This is a genomic window from Paenibacillus sp. J22P277 (assembly GCF_059383675.1).
In genome coordinates, this window is sequence record NZ_JBXENS010000007.1 from 584,859 (window position 1) to 601,159 (window position 16,301).

A 16,301-nucleotide genomic window follows, 5' to 3' on the forward strand; every position below is an offset into this window, starting at 1 on the left:
AACGGAGAGGGTGGCTGCAATGAATTCGACGGAGGCGGGTCTCGCCGTACGGCGGACGGACAGCCAGACGCGACGGGCAAGACGCATGCTGCCGTCCTTATGGAAGGAAAATGCGGTCGGATACTTGTTCATTGCTCCTTCGCTGCTGCTGTTCGCGGTTTTCTTGTTCTATCCGCTATTGAAATCGGTTTACTTGAGCTTCTACCTGACGGATCCCCGGGGCCGCGTGGCCGAATTCGTCGGACTTGATAATTTCACCGCGCTGTTCCGCTCGGACGCATTTTGGAACAGCCTGCTCGTCACGCTTAAATTCACGGCGCTTACCGTGCCGACCGGCCTGCTCGCGGCACTGCTGCTCGCGGCATTGACCTACGGCAAGCTTCGCGGCATGCGCGCGTTCCGATTCGTATTCTCGCTGCCGGTCGCGTTGTCCGTCAGCACGGCCTCCGTCATCTGGATGATGCTCTACCATCCGACGACCGGCACGCTCAATTATTTCCTGACGAAGCTGGGCATGACGCCCGTTCAATGGCTCACCGACCCGGCATGGGCGCTCGTCTCCATCTCGATCATGACCGTATGGATGAACTCCGGTTTTCAATATATCGTGCTGCTGAGCGGCCTGCAGGGCATTGCCGACGACGTCTTCGACAGCGCGCGTATCGACGGCTCGGGCCCGTTCCGCACCTTTTTCCAGATCATCGTCCCGCTCGTGTCCCCGACCGTGTTTTTCCTGTCCGTCGTATCCGTCATGAACGCTTTTCAGTCTTTCGGACAAATGAATATTTTGACCAAAGGCGGGCCGGCGGGATCCACGGAAGTGTTCGTCTATTCCATCTACAAGGAAGCGTTCATCAACTATCAATTCGGCACGGGCAGCGCCCTGTCGCTGGTGTTGTTCGCCATTATCATGCTGCTTACGCTGCTGCAATTCCGATTCGAGAGGAAGGTGCACTACCATTGACGTCCTGACCTCAGGGCGGGCTCCCCGAATGACGCGGAGGCTCGCGCAGTATCTCGTGCTGCTGGTTGCCGCGATCGCGGTCGTCTATCCCGTCGCGTATACGATTCTCGCTTCTTTCATGACGCCGGATGAATCGGCGCAATACCCGCCGAAATTGTTCCCGTCTCAGCTTTACCTCGGCAGCTTTCGGACGGTGCTCGAGCTTGTGCCGCTCCAGACGTTTCTGTTGAACAGCCTCCTCATCTCGGCGGCGGTCATGATCGGACAAGTGCTGACCGCGGGCATGGCCGCTTACGCGTTCGTCTACGTGGCTTTCCGCGGGAAAGCCTTCTGGTTCGCGGCGTTCATCTCGACGATGATGATTCCATGGGAAGTAACGATCATCCCGAATTATTTGACAGTTAAATCCTGGGGATGGCTCGATACGTACCAGGGGTTGACCGTGCCCTTTCTCGCTTCCGGCTTCGGGGTATTCCTGCTGCGGCAGTTTTTCCTGCAGCTTCCCCGCGAGCTGTTCGAGGCGGCGCGGATCGACGGCTGCGGCCATTTCCGGCATTTTACGACCGTCGTGCTGCCGCTGTCCCGTCCGGCGCTGGCATCCTTGGCGGTGTACGCGTTCCTCGGCGCATGGAACATGTACCTGTGGCCGCTCCTGATCACCAACAGCGATGCCAAACGCACGGTTCAAATCGGCATCAGCATGCTGCAATTCCAGGAAGTGACCGTATGGAATCTCGTCTTGGCGGGCGTGACGCTGGTCCTGCTTCCGTCGCTGCTCCTGCTCGCGCTGGGCTTGAAACAGCTCGTGCGCGGCTTGACCGCGGGCGCCGTCAAAGGCTGATCGTACGCCGAACGAACCGGCTGGTTCGAACAGAGCTTGGGGGAATCGTCTTCGGACGTGCATCCATATAAAAATACGAAACAACGGGAGTGAGAAACGAGAATGAAAGCATGGAAACAAGCGGGGTTGCCTGTGGCTATGGCAGGTTTGATGGCAGTGCTGGCTGCTTGCGGCAGCAATAACGCGGCGAACGGCGAAAACAACGCGGACAAGCCGTCCAATACGGCCGCCAACGCGGAAGCCGCCGATACGACGCAGGCGGGCGGCAATGAAGCGGCAGCGGCGAACGAGCAAGCGAACGCGGCCGCGAATCAGCAAAAGGAGCCGGTCAAAGTCGTTTGGTGGCATTCCATGAGCGGCGAGCTTGGCAAAGCGGTCACCCAGCTCGTGGCGGACTTCAACGCGTCGCACCCCGACATTCAAGTGGAAGAAGTCTACCAAGGCACCTACGACGACAGCTTGAATAAAATGAAAGCGTCCCTGGATTCGAAATCGGGGCCGTCGCTCATTCAAGTCTACGAAATCGGTTCCAAGTTCATGGTCGACTCCAAGGCGATTACGCCGGTACAGGATTTCATCGATTCGGAGAATTACGACGTTTCGAATCTGGAAGAAAACATCCTCGGCTACTATACGTTCGACAACAAGCTGTATTCCATGCCGTTCAATACGTCCAATCCGATCCTCTACTACAACAAGGACATGTTCAAGGCGGCAGGCCTCGATCCGGAGAAACCTCCCGCGACCTACGAGGAAGTGACGAACGCCGCCAAGGCGCTGACGAAGGACGGCAAGACGGGTGCTTCGTTCGCGATCTACGGCTGGTTCATGGAGCAGTTCTTCGCCAATCAAGGGGCGGAGTACGACAACAACGGCAACGGCCGGACGGATACGGCGACCGAATCGCTCGTGAACGCCGATGCGGGCGTGAAGACCCTGACGTGGTGGAAAGACCTGGTCGACAGCAAGGCCGCGCTTAACCTGGGCCGCAAAACCGACGACACGAAAAAAGCGTTCCTGGCCGGACAAGTCGGCATGACGCTGGATTCCACGGCGTCGCTGCGCGGCATCGTCGACGGCGCGAAGGGCAAGTTCGAAGTCGGCACGGCGTTCCTGCCGAAGCCGGAAGGCGCAGGGGACGGAGGCGTCGTCGTCGGCGGCGCGAGCTTGTGGATCATGAACAACAAGCCGGCCGACGAGCAGAAGGCCGCTTGGGAATTCATCAAGTACTTGGCGCAGCCGGACACGCAGGCCAAGTGGCATATCAACACGGGTTACTTCCCGATCACGAAGAAAGCCTACGACGAGCAGATCGTCAAGGACAACATGACGGCGTATCCGCAGTTCAAGACGGCCGTCGATCAACTGCACGCGACGAAGCTGATTCCGGCGACGCAAGGCGCCGTCATGGGCGTGTTCCCGGAAGCGCGCCAAATCGTGGAAGGCGCCATCGAGGAAGCGTTCGGCGGACAGAAGGATCCGAAGGCGGCGCTCGACGACGCGGCCAAAGCGATCACGGAGAAAATCGCGACGTATAACAAGACCGTTCAATAACGGGCGGTCCGAGAGAAGGCCTTCCCCGCCGCAAGGGCCGGGGAAGGCTCTTTTTTATTCCCGCCATGGGGAAGGAGTTCGGCCGCCGGCCGCGAACAAGCTACATAACGAGAACGCGCATTTACGCGTCCAAGGAGGAATCACGCGATGTGGCATCCCGACGATTACCTGAAACATCTCCATGAAAGCGTTCCGCCGGCCGAATGCTTCGAAGCCGGAACCCTGGAAGAATGGAAATCTTGGCAGAAGCGGTTGCGGCAAAGTTTCATCGAGCTGCTTGCCGTGCCGGCCGATCGCCGCGAGCTGTCGCCCGTCTTGCTGGAATCCGTGGACTGCGGCAGCTATACGCGGCAGCGGGTGAGCATCGCTACGTTCGGCACGCTGACGATGCCCGTCTACGTCCTCGTGCCGAAAGCCCATGACCGGGAACGCGGAGCGGTCATCGCCCTGCATGGACACGGGTACGGGAGCCGCGATCTCGTCGGGTTGAACCCGGACGGCACGGACAAAGCCGGCGATAGCGGCTACCAGAAAAATTTTGCCGTCGAGCTGGCGCTTCGCGGGCATCTCGTCGTCGCGCCCGAGCTGCTCGGGTTCGGCGACCGCAAGCTTGCCGAAGACGCCGAACGCGGGGATTCGTGCTACCGGCTGTCGACGAATCTGCTGGCGATGGGGCAGACGATGGCCGGCCACCGCGTATTCGAGGCGCTGCGTTGCGTGGATTACCTGCTCGCGCGCGGAGACGTGGACGCGAACCGGATCGGCTGCATGGGCATATCCGGCGGCGGCTTGGTCGCTTCGTTCGCGGCGGCGGTCGACGAGCGGATCAAGGCCGCCGCCGTGAGCGGCTTCGCGAATACCTTTCAAGCGAGCATCCTCGCGGTTCCGCATTGCATCGACAACTTCGTTCCCGGACTGTCGCGTCTCGCGGAAATGCCGGATCTGCTCGGCTTGATCGCGCCTCGGCCGCTGCTGATCGAAGCGGGCACGCGGGATCCGATCTTCCCGCTGCACGCCGTCGACGAGGCGCACGAGAAGCTCAAGGCCATCTATGCGCTGCTGGCCGCGGAGCCGCAATTGGCCTACGATCGCTTCGAGGGCGATCACGAGATCTCGGGCAAGCTCGCCTTCGAGTGGTTCGGCGACATCTGGCCCTCCAAGGAGGCGGAGCATGAACGCGCATAAATTGCGGCCCTTCGTTCCGTCGGGCGCGGATTACGAGCTGGCGCAGCGGTTCTTCGAGGAGCTGGGCTTCAGCAAGACGTACGCCGACGGCTCGCTCAGCATATTCCGCATCGGCGAGCAAGAGTTCTTCCTGCAGAACTTTCACGATCAAGCGTTCCAGGATCAGTTCATGCTGGAGCTGGTCGTCGACGATCTGGACGGGTGGTGGGCACGAATGCAGGCGATGCAGCAAAGCGGGGCATACGGCGGCATGCGGACGAAGGAACCGACGGTCTATCCGTGGGGCAAGCGCGAGGTGCATCTGATCGATCCGGCAGGGGTATGCTGGCATTTCTCGGAACCGACCCGATGACGATTGAGGAATGGCATGCGAAGGCAGTCCGGATGAACGCGAGCGCGTTCATCCGGACTGTTTTGTTATGTCCGGCAAGCGGCGGTTTCCCGGGGATCCGAGCCGCAAGGTCACGCATCGTCGCGAACAACGCGAATTCACAGGCGAATTCATAGGAAATCGCGGATTTTACAGTTCCGAAGCGGACAAATGCTCGTTAAACACAGTGTTTTTCCGCCTGTGCATTCCGCATCATTAGGCATGAGGCCTATTTCAATCGCCAATCAAGGAGGAACTTATGAAGAAAACGACAAGCAAGCTCGCGCGCAAGCGGAGCGCCAAGCTGGTCGGCATGCTGAGCGCCGCGGCGCTGCTGCTTCCCGCATGGCCGGCAGCCCCGGCTTCAGCCGCCCCGAATGTTGTAAGCGTTAACAACTATGGCGCGGACGGTACGGACGCGCTGGATGACACGGCAGGCATCCAAGCGGCCATCGACGCCGCGGCGGAAGGCGACACGGTGCAGGTTCCGGCGGGGACCTATATCATCTCCGCGCCGGTTAAAGCCAAGTCCGGCATCAAGCTGATCGGCGACGGCCGCGACGCGACGATCGTCCAGTACGCCGCGGACAGCGCCGCCGCGGGGTACATGCTGTCCCTGAACGGGACGGACAACGTCGAAGTGGCGGGCCTGACGCTCGACGGCAACGGCAACGCCAACGTAGCCGGGGGCATTACTTCCGATCCGACACCGGAAGTCGTGCAGAACAGCGGGCACTACATTCACGACAACCGCATCAAGAACCTGGGCGCGACGACGGGCTTCGGTCCCTTCGGCATCCTGATCGCCCACACCGACCGCGTCAAAATCACGGATAACGATTTCAGCAACATCGGAACGGGCTCCGAATGGGGCGCGGCGATCCGCAACGGGTGGAACGCGAACTATCCCGTCATCGAACGCAATACGATCGCGGATACGGGACGCGGCGGAATCTTCCTCAATGACGGCGTCGAAGGCGCGATCGTGCGGCATAACGTAGTCACGGGCTCCGGCAAATTCAACTTCGGACTCAGCATCGAGCTTCATACGGACGTCAACCATGCGCTCGTGGAGGACAATCAGGTGGATCACTGGCTGAGCGTGGTCCGCTCCAGCTATGACGCCATCCGCCGCAACACCGTCCATGCGACGGACGATTCCGTCGCCGGCATCGGCCTCGAGATCATGTCCGACCATACGGTGACGAGCGACAATACCGTCGACGGCGGTCAGCAGGTCGGCCTGCAGCAATCCCCAGGTCCGGGCTACCAATATTGGGGCTATAACAGCGTCCGCAACATGATCATGTGGGGCATGCAGCTGCAGGGAGACGGGGCGAGCGAGACCGAGCAGTTCCAATACTTCTATAAGAACAGCTTCGAGAATACGCAAGCCGACGACGACCGCGCGGCTTACACGGATTACGACGGCTACGGGGTACGGATTCACGGCAACTCGCAAAACCTGACGTTCGACAGCAATCGGATCGTGAACAACGAGGGCAAAGCGATCGACGTGACGGGCGCGCCGGGCGTCGACCGGATCAGCTTCGTCAATAACGTCATCACGGGCAACGCCGGACCGACGATCGAGACGTACCCGGACAGCGCGCAGAACCTGGAATGGAGCGGCAATACGGTCAGCGGCAACGGCACGGACACGCAGCTGGAAACCCGGGGTTTCGCGGATATGAAGCCGGTCGCGGATTTCGCAGCGCCGGAGACCGTGGAGCCGGGTACCGCCGTAACGTTCGAAAACGACTCCCAAGGTAACGGGACGATCGTCGAGAATCTGTGGGATTTCGGCGAGGACGTACCTTCCACGGAGGTCAGCCCGACGCATACGTACGAGAAGGAAGGCACGTACCGGGTGACGCTCGTCGTCTGGAACGAAGGCGGCCGGGCAAGCTTGAAGGAGCGGACGATCGTCGTGAAGACGGCCGAGGAACCGCCGGTGAATCCGCCGGCCAGCGGTTACGTGCCTCCGGTTGCGCCGAATCCGAATAACGGCGTCTATGTCGTCTCGCCTTCGGACTTGATGCGAGGCGCGGCGGATGGCAGCGTTACGATTGTCGCGAAAGGCGACGTCAGCGAAATTCAGCTTCCTCCGCAAGCGGCGGGGCTTACGGACGGCGCGGAGCTCACGGTGCAATTGGACGCGCTCGGCGTGACGATTCCGTCCGCGGTGCTGAAGCAACTGGCGGCATTGGTGACGGCGGACGAACTGAAGCAGGGGACGATCGTCCTCAAGGCCGAGGCGCTGTCGGCGGAGCAGGCGAAGGCATTGCTCGACAAAGCGAAGCAGTCCGGCGGTTCGGCGGACATGACGGCGCTCAGCGGAATCTACGCGTTCAGCCTCGGCGTGAAGAAAGCCGACGGCACGTTGACCGCGCTGAAGGCGTTCGGGAAGCCGGTTCGCATCGCGATCGCGGCGAAGACGCCGATGGACGAAAGCCTTGCGAGCGTCTATGCTATCGGAGAAGACGGCCGTCTTCAATACGCGGGCGGACGGTATGCGAACGGCGTCTTTACGGCGGACCTGTCGCACTTCAGCGCGTACGCGGCACTTGAAATCATGGCATCCTTCAAAGACTTGCCGACCGGCCATTGGGCGGCCTCGGCGATTGCCGAGCTTGCGGCGAAGCAGCTGGTGCAGGGCACGGGGGAAGGGCTGTTCGAGCCGGCGAAAGCCGTGACGAGAGCGGAGTTTGCGGTGATGCTGGCTAACCTCCTGTGGAGCGATCGGCAGCCGGACGCTGCCGCGGTCGACTTCGCCGATGGGGACGAGATCGGCGCGTGGGCGGCGGATGCAGTGGAGAAAGCCGTTCAAGCAGGCGTCGTCACCGGCTATGCGGACGGCAGCTTCCGTCCGCACCAACCGATTACCCGTGCCGAAATGGCCGTTATGCTGGCGAAAGCGACGAAGGCGACAGGCAGCTCCGGCGAAGGCGTGACATTCTCGGATGAAGCGGCGATTCCGGCATGGGCGAAAGGATCCGTCGCGGCGATCGCGCAAGCGGGACTGGCGGACGGCAGAGCCGACGGCTCGTTCGACCCCGGCGCCGCCTTGAACCGCGCAGAGGCGGGCATGATTCTCTATCGCCTGCTGCATGCGCAGCCGTGAAGAAGCACGCGTCTCGCGGAATCGCCGGCCGTTCGTGATCGGAACGCAATTCCTTTACGCGCGCGATTCCTTTACAATGGAGGAAAGGAACACCATTCCACGCGATAGCGCGAAGAGGTTGCGAAGGCATGACGAATGAACCGACCCTCACGGAGGAAAAACCGAAAAAATCGCTCCTCCTGCCCGCGATCTGCGGCGGCCTGGCATTTGCCTTCCTGCTGGGCGCGGCGGCTTTCCTGCTCGTCCGCCCGTTCGGCGGACAGCCCCGGGACGAGGAGCTGAACATGCCGCATGATTATGCGTCCGGCCAAGCGACGGCCACGAACGGGATGGAGCTGCATTACATGGTCACGCAACCGGGCAACGTCCGGCCGGCTGCAATCCATGACAATGTAACGACCGGTCCGTATTACGGCGTGAACGGCGGGTTCTTCTACCAGGACGCGCTGCTCAGCATCGCGGTCGCGGACGGCATGCCCGTCAATGCGGCGCCCGGGTATTACGGAGCAGGGGACGTCAATGCCAAATACGCCCGCGGAACGCTCGTCTGGGACGGCGCGACCGATCGGCTGAGCGTGCAGACGGCCAGCCGGGAGGCGGAGCTGCAGGTGACGGACCGTTCCCGGTACTGGGCGCAGGGCGGCATCAGCATGAGCCTGGACCGGGACGATGCTTGGCTGCAGCGGGTCCAGGCCGAGCGGGCGCCGAACATCGAGGATGAGCGGCTTCGTTCGGCGGCCGTATACGACAGCGCCGGCAGCCTGTACTTGATCGTGAGCACGACGAAAGGAACGCTGGCCGATTTCCGGTCCGCGATCGTGGAGAGAATCGGCGCGGGCATGCTCGCGAACGGCATATTCCTCGACGGGGACGGATCATCCCAGCTTCGCAGCCGCGAGATCAGGCTGAGCGGCGACGGACGTCCGGTCGTGCAGATGCTTCGGCTGTTGAACTAGCCAGCCGAACAGGGCAGCAGGCGGCTAGGAACGCAGCGCCGGCGCGTCGGCGTCGCAAACCAAACAAGCAGTCTCCACGAGGGAGACTGCTTGTTTGGCGTTGACTTCGGCACCTCGCGCGAGTGCGACGGCGCTATTCCTTCGTTTGGCGCGCCGCCTTGCGTTTCTTGTAGGCGTTGTAGTTCATCCAGACGCCGACAAGAAGCAGGACGACGCCGAGGATAACGTTCACGAACAAAATATCGACGATTCCGTATCCGATAAAGAAGATGCTGACGATTACCATCAAACGCGGACTCATGCTAGGATGCACCTCGATTCATCGGCGGAGTGTTTTTCATTGGCAGGTCGGTTGGTGCGACGGCATCCCGACCTTCCCCGTTCAGCAAACCAATCGCCCGTATTCGAAAATTATAGCGCAATCGCATAGCCTTGGCTAGATGAATAGGGTTTCCAATGTCAATTTAAATGACATAATCCTGTCAGCTTCGAAGCTCGGTTACAGCCGATTCAGCTTCCGGTACTGAAGCGGCGTCGTGCCCGTCAGCTTCTTGAACATCCGGTCGAAGTGCCCGGCGCTCTCGAAGCCCGTCCGCTCGGCCACGGCGATGATCTTCAGCTCCGACTCCCGAAGCAGCCGCTGCGCCTCGCGGATGCGTGTCAGGTTGACGTACTCGATCAGCGTGAACCCGGTCACGGCTTTGAAGGAGCGGCTCAGATAATACGGACTGACGAAGAACCGCCTGGCGAAATCCGGCAGCATCAGCTTCGCCGCGAAATGTCCGTTGATATACGCGGCGATCTCGGTGATTTTCTGATGGAGCGGGCTCTGCTGGTCCGGCGTCTCCGGCCGTTCGTCGACCGGGTGCCGCGCGGCGAAGAGCAGCAGCTCCGTGAGCAGCACGCGCAGGTAGAGCTCGCGGCCGGGCCGCTCCAGGGCGGCTTCCGCGACCATTTTGCCCAGCAGCTGCTCCACGAAGACGCGTTCCTGCGAATTCAGCTTGAGCAGGACCGAACGGCGCGCGAATGCCTCGAACAGCAGCGGATCATGGAGCGGATGGCCGGCGCCGAGAAAGGCGTCGCTGAAATTAATGACGACGCGCTCATGCTCCGGCGGGCCGATGTCCGACGAGTTGTGGACGACATGCTTGCTGACGAGCACGAGATCGCCCGCGCTCAGGCGCACGGTCCGTTGATCGATGAAGTGAACCCGCTCTCCCGACGCCAAATAATAAATTTCGTAGGTCGGATGATAATGGTTGGTTCGCCCGAACGGCTTGGTCCGGTGAACCTGCTGGATATAGAAATCGCGGTCCTCGTCGCCGAAGGTGACGGGCTGGTCCGGTCTGAGCTTCATGGCTGCGCCTCCGTTTCCCGATAGGTCGAGTTTAGCGCAAAATAGGTGAATTATAAATGGCATTCGGCAAGAAAAGCCGAGAATGCACGCAAATGTTGCGGTATGCTGAGAGTGAATATTCCGGAAAAAGGACGGTGTCTGCCCGATTATGAAAGCGTTTATGGATCGCGATTTCATGCTGCGCAACGAGACGGCCAAACGGTTGTACCACGATTATGCGGCCGCCATGCCCATCATCGATTATCACTGTCATTTGAGCCAGCAGGAGATTTACGAGAACCGCACGTATGCCAACCTGACCGAAGTATGGCTGTACGGCGATCATTACAAATGGCGGGCGATGCGGGCGAACGGCGTCGAGGAGAAATACATTACCGGCGGCGAAGGCGTCAGCGACTACGACCGCTTCCTGGCGTATGCCCGCACCGTGCCGATGACGGTCGGCAATCCGCTCTACCACTGGTCGCATCTGGAGCTGCGGCGATTGTTCGGCATCGAGGAGCTGATCAACGAGCGGAACGCGCCCGCGATTTGGGAGAAGGCCAATGCCAAGCTGCAGGGCGGCGGCTTCGCCGTGCAGGACTTCATCCGCGGCGCGGGGGTGGAAGTCGTCTGCACGACGGACGATCCGGCGGATTCGCTGGAGCATCACGTGCTGCTTGCGTCGCAGGCGTCCGAGCTCGGCTTCCGCGTGCTGCCTTCCTTCCGTCCGGACAAGGCGCTCGAAATCAACCGTCCGGCGTTTCTCGGTTATCTGCAGAAGCTCGGCGAATCGGCGCAGCGCAACCTGGCGTCGTACGACGATCTGCTGCAAGCGCTGGAATCGCGGGCGAGACATTTCCACGCCGTCGGCGGACGCGTATCCGATCACGCGCTGGATTACGTGCCGTGGGCGGAGACGACGCGCGAGGAAGCGGCGACCATCTACGGGAAAGCGCTGCTCGGGAAAGGCGTGACGCTCGAAGAAGAGCGCAAGTACAAAACGTATACGCTGCTGTTCCTGGGCCGCCTCTACGCGGAGTTGGGCTGGTCGATGCAGTACCACATCAACGCGCAGCGCAACAACAACGCCCGTCTGTTCGCGGCGCTCGGCCCGGATACGGGCTTCGATTCCATCGGCGACAGCCCCGTCGCGGGACCGCTCGTCCGCCTGCTGGACCGGATGGACGAGTCGGACCGGCTTCCCCGCACGATCGTCTATTCGATCAATCCGACGGACAACAACGTGCTGGCGGCGCTCATCGGCAGCTTCCAGGGTGGCGGCGTTCCGGGCAAAATCCAGCTTGGCTCCGCCTGGTGGTTCAACGATACGAAGGACGGCATGCTGGAGCAGCTGAAGTCGCTCGGCAACATGGGTCTGCTGCCCCGTTTCGTCGGCATGCTGACGGATTCCCGCAGCTTCCTGTCGTACACGCGGCACGAATATTTCCGCCGCATCCTCTGCAACCTGCTCGGCGAATGGGTCGAACAGGGCGAGGCGCCGGACGACGAAGAATTGCTTCGCGAGATCGTGGAGGGCGTCTGTTACGAGAACGCGAAGGCGTACTTCAGGTTTTGATTGACGCCGGCCAATGAGGAAGCGTGGCGGAGAACCCGCCGGGTCGCCGGTCCGCTCATGATACTCGGAGGCTTCGTATCGCTGATCGCCGCCTTCTTCGACGGCGCCGTCCCGATCGTCGTGTTCCTCGCGGCCATCCTCGTTACGTCGCTCATTCCGGTCGTTTACTCGTATGTATTGTTTGCCCGCCTGAAGGGATAAGGAGGCGGATCAAGCGATCGCGATTCGCGGCGATAGACGAAGAAACCCCCGCTCCGCTCATGCGGAGACGGGGGTTCTTTGGATTGTTATCGAACGGGGCGTTTTGCCTGGCATGCGGTTGTGATCTCCGGTCGCGACTCAGATGCGCGACATCGCCGCGTCTTTGCCCTGCTGTAATTGAAAGACGATCCCGAATACGAGAATGCAGACCAAGGCGAGTATCGAATTGTACAAAAACATGCTGCGCATGCCGAAAGCTTCGCTGGCCACGCCGCCGGCCAAGCTCCCGATGATGCGGGCGACGCCCAAGGTCAACAGGCCGTTCAAGGTTTGTCCGCTCGCTTTCAGCTCGTTCGGGACCTCCTTGTTGATGACGTTGGCCAACGTCACCGACAAGACGATGAAGATCAGCCCGTGCAGCGCTTGGGCGGGCAGCAGCCAGGCAGCGCTGTGGATCGCCGAGAACAGGTACCAGCGAAGCGCCGCGGCCGCTCCGGCGCCGAGCAGAATATGCCATGTCTGCACGCGCTTGAAGATCCGGCTCGACAGCAGCAGGAACGGCACCTCGCTGATGGACGAGATGACCATCGACCAGCCGAGCCAGGCGCTGTCTCCTCCAAGCTCCTTGAAGTAGAGCGGGAAGAAGGCGTAATAATAGCCCAGCGTGACCTGGAAAACGAAATTCGCCCCGATGTACAGCATCAGCCTCCGGTTTTTGAACAGCACCCAGACCGACATTTTGCGGCTGCTTGCCTGGTGGCCTTCGATCGCGGGAAAACGGAGGGCAAGCAGGAAGCAGACCGCCAGAATGGCGGCATAAATGGCGAACAGCAGATCGATCCGATTCTCGGCAATGACGCCGAACACGATCGACATGATCGCGAAACCGACCGTTCCGCCAAGCCGGATGAGGCTGAAATTCCCCCTGCCGCGCTTGTCCAGCGCCTCCAGCGTGACCGCGTCGCTCAGCGCGAAGATGGACGACTGGAAGAACGTGAAGATGCAGATGAACACGAGCAGGAGCACGAACTGGTTGGTCAGCGGGTAAAGCAGCACCGAAAGTCCCGTGCAGGCGAGCAAGAGCAGCAGGACGCTGTTTTTCGTTTTGGCGCGGTCGCTGTACAAGCCCCAGAGCGGCTGAGCCAGGATCGCGATCAGCGGCCCGAGCCCGAGCAGGGTGCCGATCTGCGATTGCGTGAAGCCGACATGTTGAAAGTAGAGCGGAATGAATGTGCCGTAGACGGCGTTGCCCATGTAGAAAAACACATAGAAGAACAGGAAATAAACGAGTTTGACCGGCATATGAACCTTCCTTCGTGCAGCTCGTGGCTGTTGTCGTTCTATAAGTAGTTCCATGCGGCTCGGCCAAATCCTCCATCAAATTCCGTATCGCCGTCGGCCTGACGGGAGCAGGCGGCGCGGGACGGTATGGCTAGGCTTGAAATAATGGGGCGGATCGGACCGCGGCGCGGATGCATCGTCCATGAAATTTTCGGGCTTGGAGGCGCTGCCGATCAGCGAAAAACGAAAAGAGGCCAACCGGCGGTCGACCTCGCTATCTCGCTATATTGTCTATGGGCAAGAACGTCCATTATTCCAAAAACCGATTCGACTCGCCTCTATTGCGCGCAAGCCGCTCCCACTCCTGCTTGATCTTCGCCTCGTCGAGATCGATTCCGATCATCACGAAGTACGGCGCGCCGCCATACGCGCTCGGCGACCACTCCAGCCGCTTGCCCGCCAGCTGGAACAGCATCAGGGAGCCGTCCTTGCCGTACGGCATATAGCCCTTGGCGCGCAGGCAGCCGTTGCCGCGCCCGCCGACGAAGGCTTCGAATTGGCGGCGGGTAACGGCGCCGCCGTCCGTATCCGGATAGATGGCGGCGGTCCGGATGCGGGAGAACGACGAGCCTGCAACGGGTTTGTTCGCGATTGCGGCGGCCGAGGCGTCCTCGGCTTTGACTGCTGACGCCGGCGAGTCGCTCCTGGTCTCCGTCAAGCCGCCGGTCGCGGGCTTGACGGAGACGCGCGCGGCGTGCGGCGCGGTTCCCCGCTCGCTGCCGGTCGGCGGGACAGCCGCCTCCGTGCGCGGCCGGGGGCCGGCCGGCCCGCTCATCGCTTGCGGCGAAGCGCTTGCCGCCCTTGCCGTGCCGGCCGGGCCGCGCATGCCGGCGGCCGAAGCCCGCATGCCCGAGATCACGGGCTGGCGGCGCTCTCCCGCGGCGGCGATGCCGTCCAGGATGACGGCGGCGTCCAGCTCGCACCGCACGGCGCTGACGAACCGGGCGGAGGCGTTGCGGCTCTGCGCGAGCCCGCGGATCTTGTCGGCGGTGCGGTTCGAGATCAAGTCGAATTTGTTGGCGACGATGATATCGGCGACCTCGATTTGCCGGCGCAGCGTACGGATCAGCTCGCGGTCCGAGGAGAAGATGCTATTGTAATCGAGCGCATGCTCCGCATCCAGCACCGTGACGATGCGGTGCAGCGCGACTTTGTCGATGATGGCCGGCTCGGTCATGGCGTCCACGATTTCTTCGGGATTCGCGACGCCCGTCAGCTCCATGACGATGACGTCGGGCCGCATCAGCGCGAGCCGCTCCAGGCACTCCGCGAGCTCGCTCTTCTTGCTGCAGCAGAGGCAGCCTTCCGTGATGCGCTCCATCAGCTGATAGGCGGCCTCGCCGCTCACCTGCTTGCCGTCGACGTCGACCGCGCCGATCTCGTTCATCAGCACGGACGCGCGCAGACCGCTTGCTTTGGCCTGCCGCAGCAGCCTTAGCAGCAGCGTGGTTTTGCCGCTGCCCAGAAAGCCGCTCAAGACCACCACCGGTATTGCACGTTGCTCCATGTTGGCCACGCCCTCCCTCCAAGGTTCACATTCCATGAACAATATGCGGCCCGGCCGGGAAATAACACCCTTTTCGGCGCATCTGTTAAAATCGCGGCGAGGACGGTATAATGGGGCAAGTTTAACTTGCGTTGAAGAATACGAGCTGCGGTCGTGTCTTTGGCCGCATGGTAGAACGAGGGAGGAAGGATCGAAATGACATTGGCAAACGAACGCGCGGTTACCGTGCACCTGTTGTCCGGCTTTCTTGGAAGCGGCAAAACGACGCTCCTGAATCAGGTCGTCGATTATTATAAAGCGCAGGACGTCAAGGTCGCGGTCGTCATGAACGAACTCGGCGACGTCAACCTGGACGGGCAGTTCATCGACGGCGACGTGCCGATGGCCGAGATGCTGGGCGGCTGTATCTGCTGCACGATCCGCGGCGATCTCGGCCTGGAGCTGAAGGAGCTGATCGACGAGCACGCGCCGGACGTGGTGCTGATCGAATCGACGGGCGCGGCGAATCCGATGGAAATCATCGACGCCGTGACGGAAGCGGCGCTGATCATGCGCATCGATCTGCGCACGATCGCGACCGTCGTCGACGGTCCGGAGCTGCTGGCGCGCAGCAAGCGCGGCGGACGGACGTACAAGCTGATGCAGGATCAGATTCGCTGCGCGACCGATCTGGTCGTGAACAAGGCGGACAAGCTGTCGCCCGACGAGCTCGTCGAGGTGCAGCAGCTCGTGCGGGAGCTGAACGCCTTCGCGCCGCTGACGGTGACGGTTCGCAGCGTGATCGATCTTGCGATTTTCGATCCGGGAGACGGCAAAGCAAAGCCGGCGCTCGAATCGAGCCCGGCCTCGGCGGCCGCTCAAGGCAGCCATGTATGCGGCGCCAACTGCCGCCATCACGAGCATGATCATGGCGGCCGCGACCACGCTCATGACCACGGGGATCACACGCATGATCATAAGCATGATCACGAAGTCCATGATCATGACGGGGGCCATTCGCAGGACCGCGCGAACCATGAGCATGGCCGTGGTCACCATCACGCTGCCCACGATTCGCATGCGCATGTCATGACGCTGACGCATTATTTTGCCGGTCCGATCGACAGCCACGACTTCGAGGAATTACTGAACGGGCTTCCTCAGGACGTATACCGCGCCAAGGGCATCGTGACGTTCACCGATACCAACAGCCGGTTCCTGTTCCAATTCGCTTACCGCGAAACCGAGTTTATCCGGATCACGCCGCAAGGGAACGTGCACGACGTGGCGGTGTTCATCGGCGAGCATTTCGACAAGGACGAGCTGCTGGCCAAGCTCGCCCGGCTGGAACGATAATAAATTGG

The 16,301-nt window shown here is 61.3% G+C and carries 14 protein-coding genes; 10 read left to right on the plus strand and 4 right to left on the minus strand.

Annotation, left to right across the window (positions count from 1 at the left end; translation table 11 throughout):
* Positions 1 to 19: 19 nt before the first annotated feature.
* The 7 genes from AC50YL_RS26495 (at position 20) to AC50YL_RS26525 (ending at position 8,994) form a co-directional block, all read left to right on the plus strand.
* Positions 20 to 964, plus strand: a complete 945-nt coding sequence (locus AC50YL_RS26495; RefSeq protein WP_494835930.1) for a carbohydrate ABC transporter permease — start codon at positions 20 to 22, stop codon at positions 962 to 964.
* A gap of 28 nt (positions 965 to 992) precedes the next feature.
* Entirely contained in the window at positions 993 to 1,805 is an 813-nt protein-coding gene (locus tag AC50YL_RS26500) for a carbohydrate ABC transporter permease (protein WP_494835931.1), read from the plus strand.
* A 102-nt stretch (positions 1,806 to 1,907) separates the two neighbouring features.
* Positions 1,908 to 3,359, plus strand: coding sequence for an ABC transporter substrate-binding protein (locus AC50YL_RS26505; RefSeq protein WP_494835932.1), 1,452 nt, complete (start codon positions 1,908 to 1,910; stop codon positions 3,357 to 3,359).
* 147 nt (positions 3,360 to 3,506) lie between these two features.
* Positions 3,507 to 4,544, plus strand: coding sequence for a dienelactone hydrolase family protein (locus AC50YL_RS26510; protein WP_494835933.1), 1,038 nt, complete (start codon positions 3,507 to 3,509; stop codon positions 4,542 to 4,544).
* Positions 4,531 to 4,896, plus strand: a complete 366-nt coding sequence (locus AC50YL_RS26515; RefSeq protein WP_494835935.1) for a VOC family protein — start codon at positions 4,531 to 4,533, stop codon at positions 4,894 to 4,896. The genes AC50YL_RS26510 and AC50YL_RS26515 overlap by 14 nt, the downstream gene beginning before the upstream one ends.
* Before the next feature lie 277 nt (positions 4,897 to 5,173).
* Positions 5,174 to 8,038, plus strand: a complete 2,865-nt coding sequence (locus AC50YL_RS26520; RefSeq protein WP_494835936.1) for an S-layer homology domain-containing protein — start codon at positions 5,174 to 5,176, stop codon at positions 8,036 to 8,038.
* Between the two features lie 128 nt (positions 8,039 to 8,166).
* Positions 8,167 to 8,994, plus strand: coding sequence for a hypothetical protein (locus AC50YL_RS26525; RefSeq protein WP_494835937.1), 828 nt, complete (start codon positions 8,167 to 8,169; stop codon positions 8,992 to 8,994).
* 133 nt (positions 8,995 to 9,127) lie between these two features.
* On the opposite strand, the gene AC50YL_RS26530 is transcribed toward AC50YL_RS26525, so the two are convergent.
* Together AC50YL_RS26530 and AC50YL_RS26535 are read right to left on the minus strand one after the other, a co-directional pair.
* Positions 9,128 to 9,295, minus strand: a complete 168-nt coding sequence (locus AC50YL_RS26530; protein ID WP_494835939.1) for a hypothetical protein — start codon at positions 9,293 to 9,295, stop codon at positions 9,128 to 9,130.
* 198 nt (positions 9,296 to 9,493) lie between these two features.
* Positions 9,494 to 10,351: a helix-turn-helix transcriptional regulator gene (locus tag AC50YL_RS26535; RefSeq protein WP_494835941.1), complete on the minus strand. Its 858-nt coding sequence runs from the start codon at positions 10,349 to 10,351 to the stop codon at positions 9,494 to 9,496.
* Positions 10,352 to 10,499: 148 nt separating this feature from the next.
* On the opposite strand from AC50YL_RS26535, the gene uxaC reads away from it, so the two are divergent.
* Positions 10,500 to 11,909, plus strand: a complete 1,410-nt coding sequence (uxaC, locus tag AC50YL_RS26540; protein ID WP_494835943.1) for a glucuronate isomerase — start codon at positions 10,500 to 10,502, stop codon at positions 11,907 to 11,909.
* Complete coding sequence (locus tag AC50YL_RS26545; RefSeq protein WP_494835944.1) at positions 11,910 to 12,110, plus strand: SdpI family protein; 201 nt, start codon at positions 11,910 to 11,912, stop codon at positions 12,108 to 12,110.
* A gap of 138 nt (positions 12,111 to 12,248) precedes the next feature.
* On the opposite strand, the gene AC50YL_RS26550 is transcribed toward AC50YL_RS26545, so the two are convergent.
* Positions 12,249 to 13,412, minus strand: coding sequence for an MFS transporter (locus tag AC50YL_RS26550; protein ID WP_494835946.1), 1,164 nt, complete (start codon positions 13,410 to 13,412; stop codon positions 12,249 to 12,251).
* A gap of 289 nt (positions 13,413 to 13,701) precedes the next feature.
* Positions 13,702 to 14,958, minus strand: a complete 1,257-nt coding sequence (locus AC50YL_RS26555) for a CobW family GTP-binding protein (protein ID WP_494835947.1) — start codon at positions 14,956 to 14,958, stop codon at positions 13,702 to 13,704.
* 195 nt (positions 14,959 to 15,153) lie between these two features.
* Here AC50YL_RS26555 and AC50YL_RS26560 point away from each other — a divergent pair, with 195 nt between their 5' ends.
* On the plus strand, positions 15,154 to 16,293 hold the full coding sequence (locus AC50YL_RS26560; RefSeq protein ID WP_494835948.1) for a CobW family GTP-binding protein: 1,140 nt from the start codon (positions 15,154 to 15,156) through the stop codon (positions 16,291 to 16,293).
* Positions 16,294 to 16,301 lie beyond the last annotated feature (8 nt).

Excerpts from the sequence above, each read along its gene's own strand:
- AC50YL_RS26495 (WP_494835930.1), top strand. The coding sequence starts at position 20 with ATGAATTCGACGGAGGCGGGTCTCGCCGTACGGCGGACGGACAGCCAG.
- AC50YL_RS26500 (WP_494835931.1), top strand. The coding sequence starts at position 993 with ATGACGCGGAGGCTCGCGCAGTATCTCGTGCTGCTGGTTGCCGCGATC.
- AC50YL_RS26505 (WP_494835932.1), top strand. The coding sequence starts at position 1,908 with ATGAAAGCATGGAAACAAGCGGGGTTGCCTGTGGCTATGGCAGGTTTG.
- AC50YL_RS26510 (WP_494835933.1), top strand. The coding sequence starts at position 3,507 with ATGTGGCATCCCGACGATTACCTGAAACATCTCCATGAAAGCGTTCCG.
- AC50YL_RS26515 (WP_494835935.1), top strand. The coding sequence starts at position 4,531 with ATGAACGCGCATAAATTGCGGCCCTTCGTTCCGTCGGGCGCGGATTAC.
- AC50YL_RS26520 (WP_494835936.1), top strand. The coding sequence starts at position 5,174 with ATGAAGAAAACGACAAGCAAGCTCGCGCGCAAGCGGAGCGCCAAGCTG.
- AC50YL_RS26525 (WP_494835937.1), top strand. The coding sequence starts at position 8,167 with ATGACGAATGAACCGACCCTCACGGAGGAAAAACCGAAAAAATCGCTC.
- AC50YL_RS26530 (WP_494835939.1), bottom strand. The coding sequence starts at position 9,295 with ATGAGTCCGCGTTTGATGGTAATCGTCAGCATCTTCTTTATCGGATAC.
- AC50YL_RS26535 (WP_494835941.1), bottom strand. The coding sequence starts at position 10,351 with ATGAAGCTCAGACCGGACCAGCCCGTCACCTTCGGCGACGAGGACCGC.
- uxaC (WP_494835943.1), top strand. The coding sequence starts at position 10,500 with ATGAAAGCGTTTATGGATCGCGATTTCATGCTGCGCAACGAGACGGCC.
- AC50YL_RS26550 (WP_494835946.1), bottom strand. The coding sequence starts at position 13,412 with ATGCCGGTCAAACTCGTTTATTTCCTGTTCTTCTATGTGTTTTTCTAC.
- AC50YL_RS26555 (WP_494835947.1), bottom strand. The coding sequence starts at position 14,958 with ATGGAGCAACGTGCAATACCGGTGGTGGTCTTGAGCGGCTTTCTGGGC.
- AC50YL_RS26560 (WP_494835948.1), top strand. The coding sequence starts at position 15,154 with ATGACATTGGCAAACGAACGCGCGGTTACCGTGCACCTGTTGTCCGGC.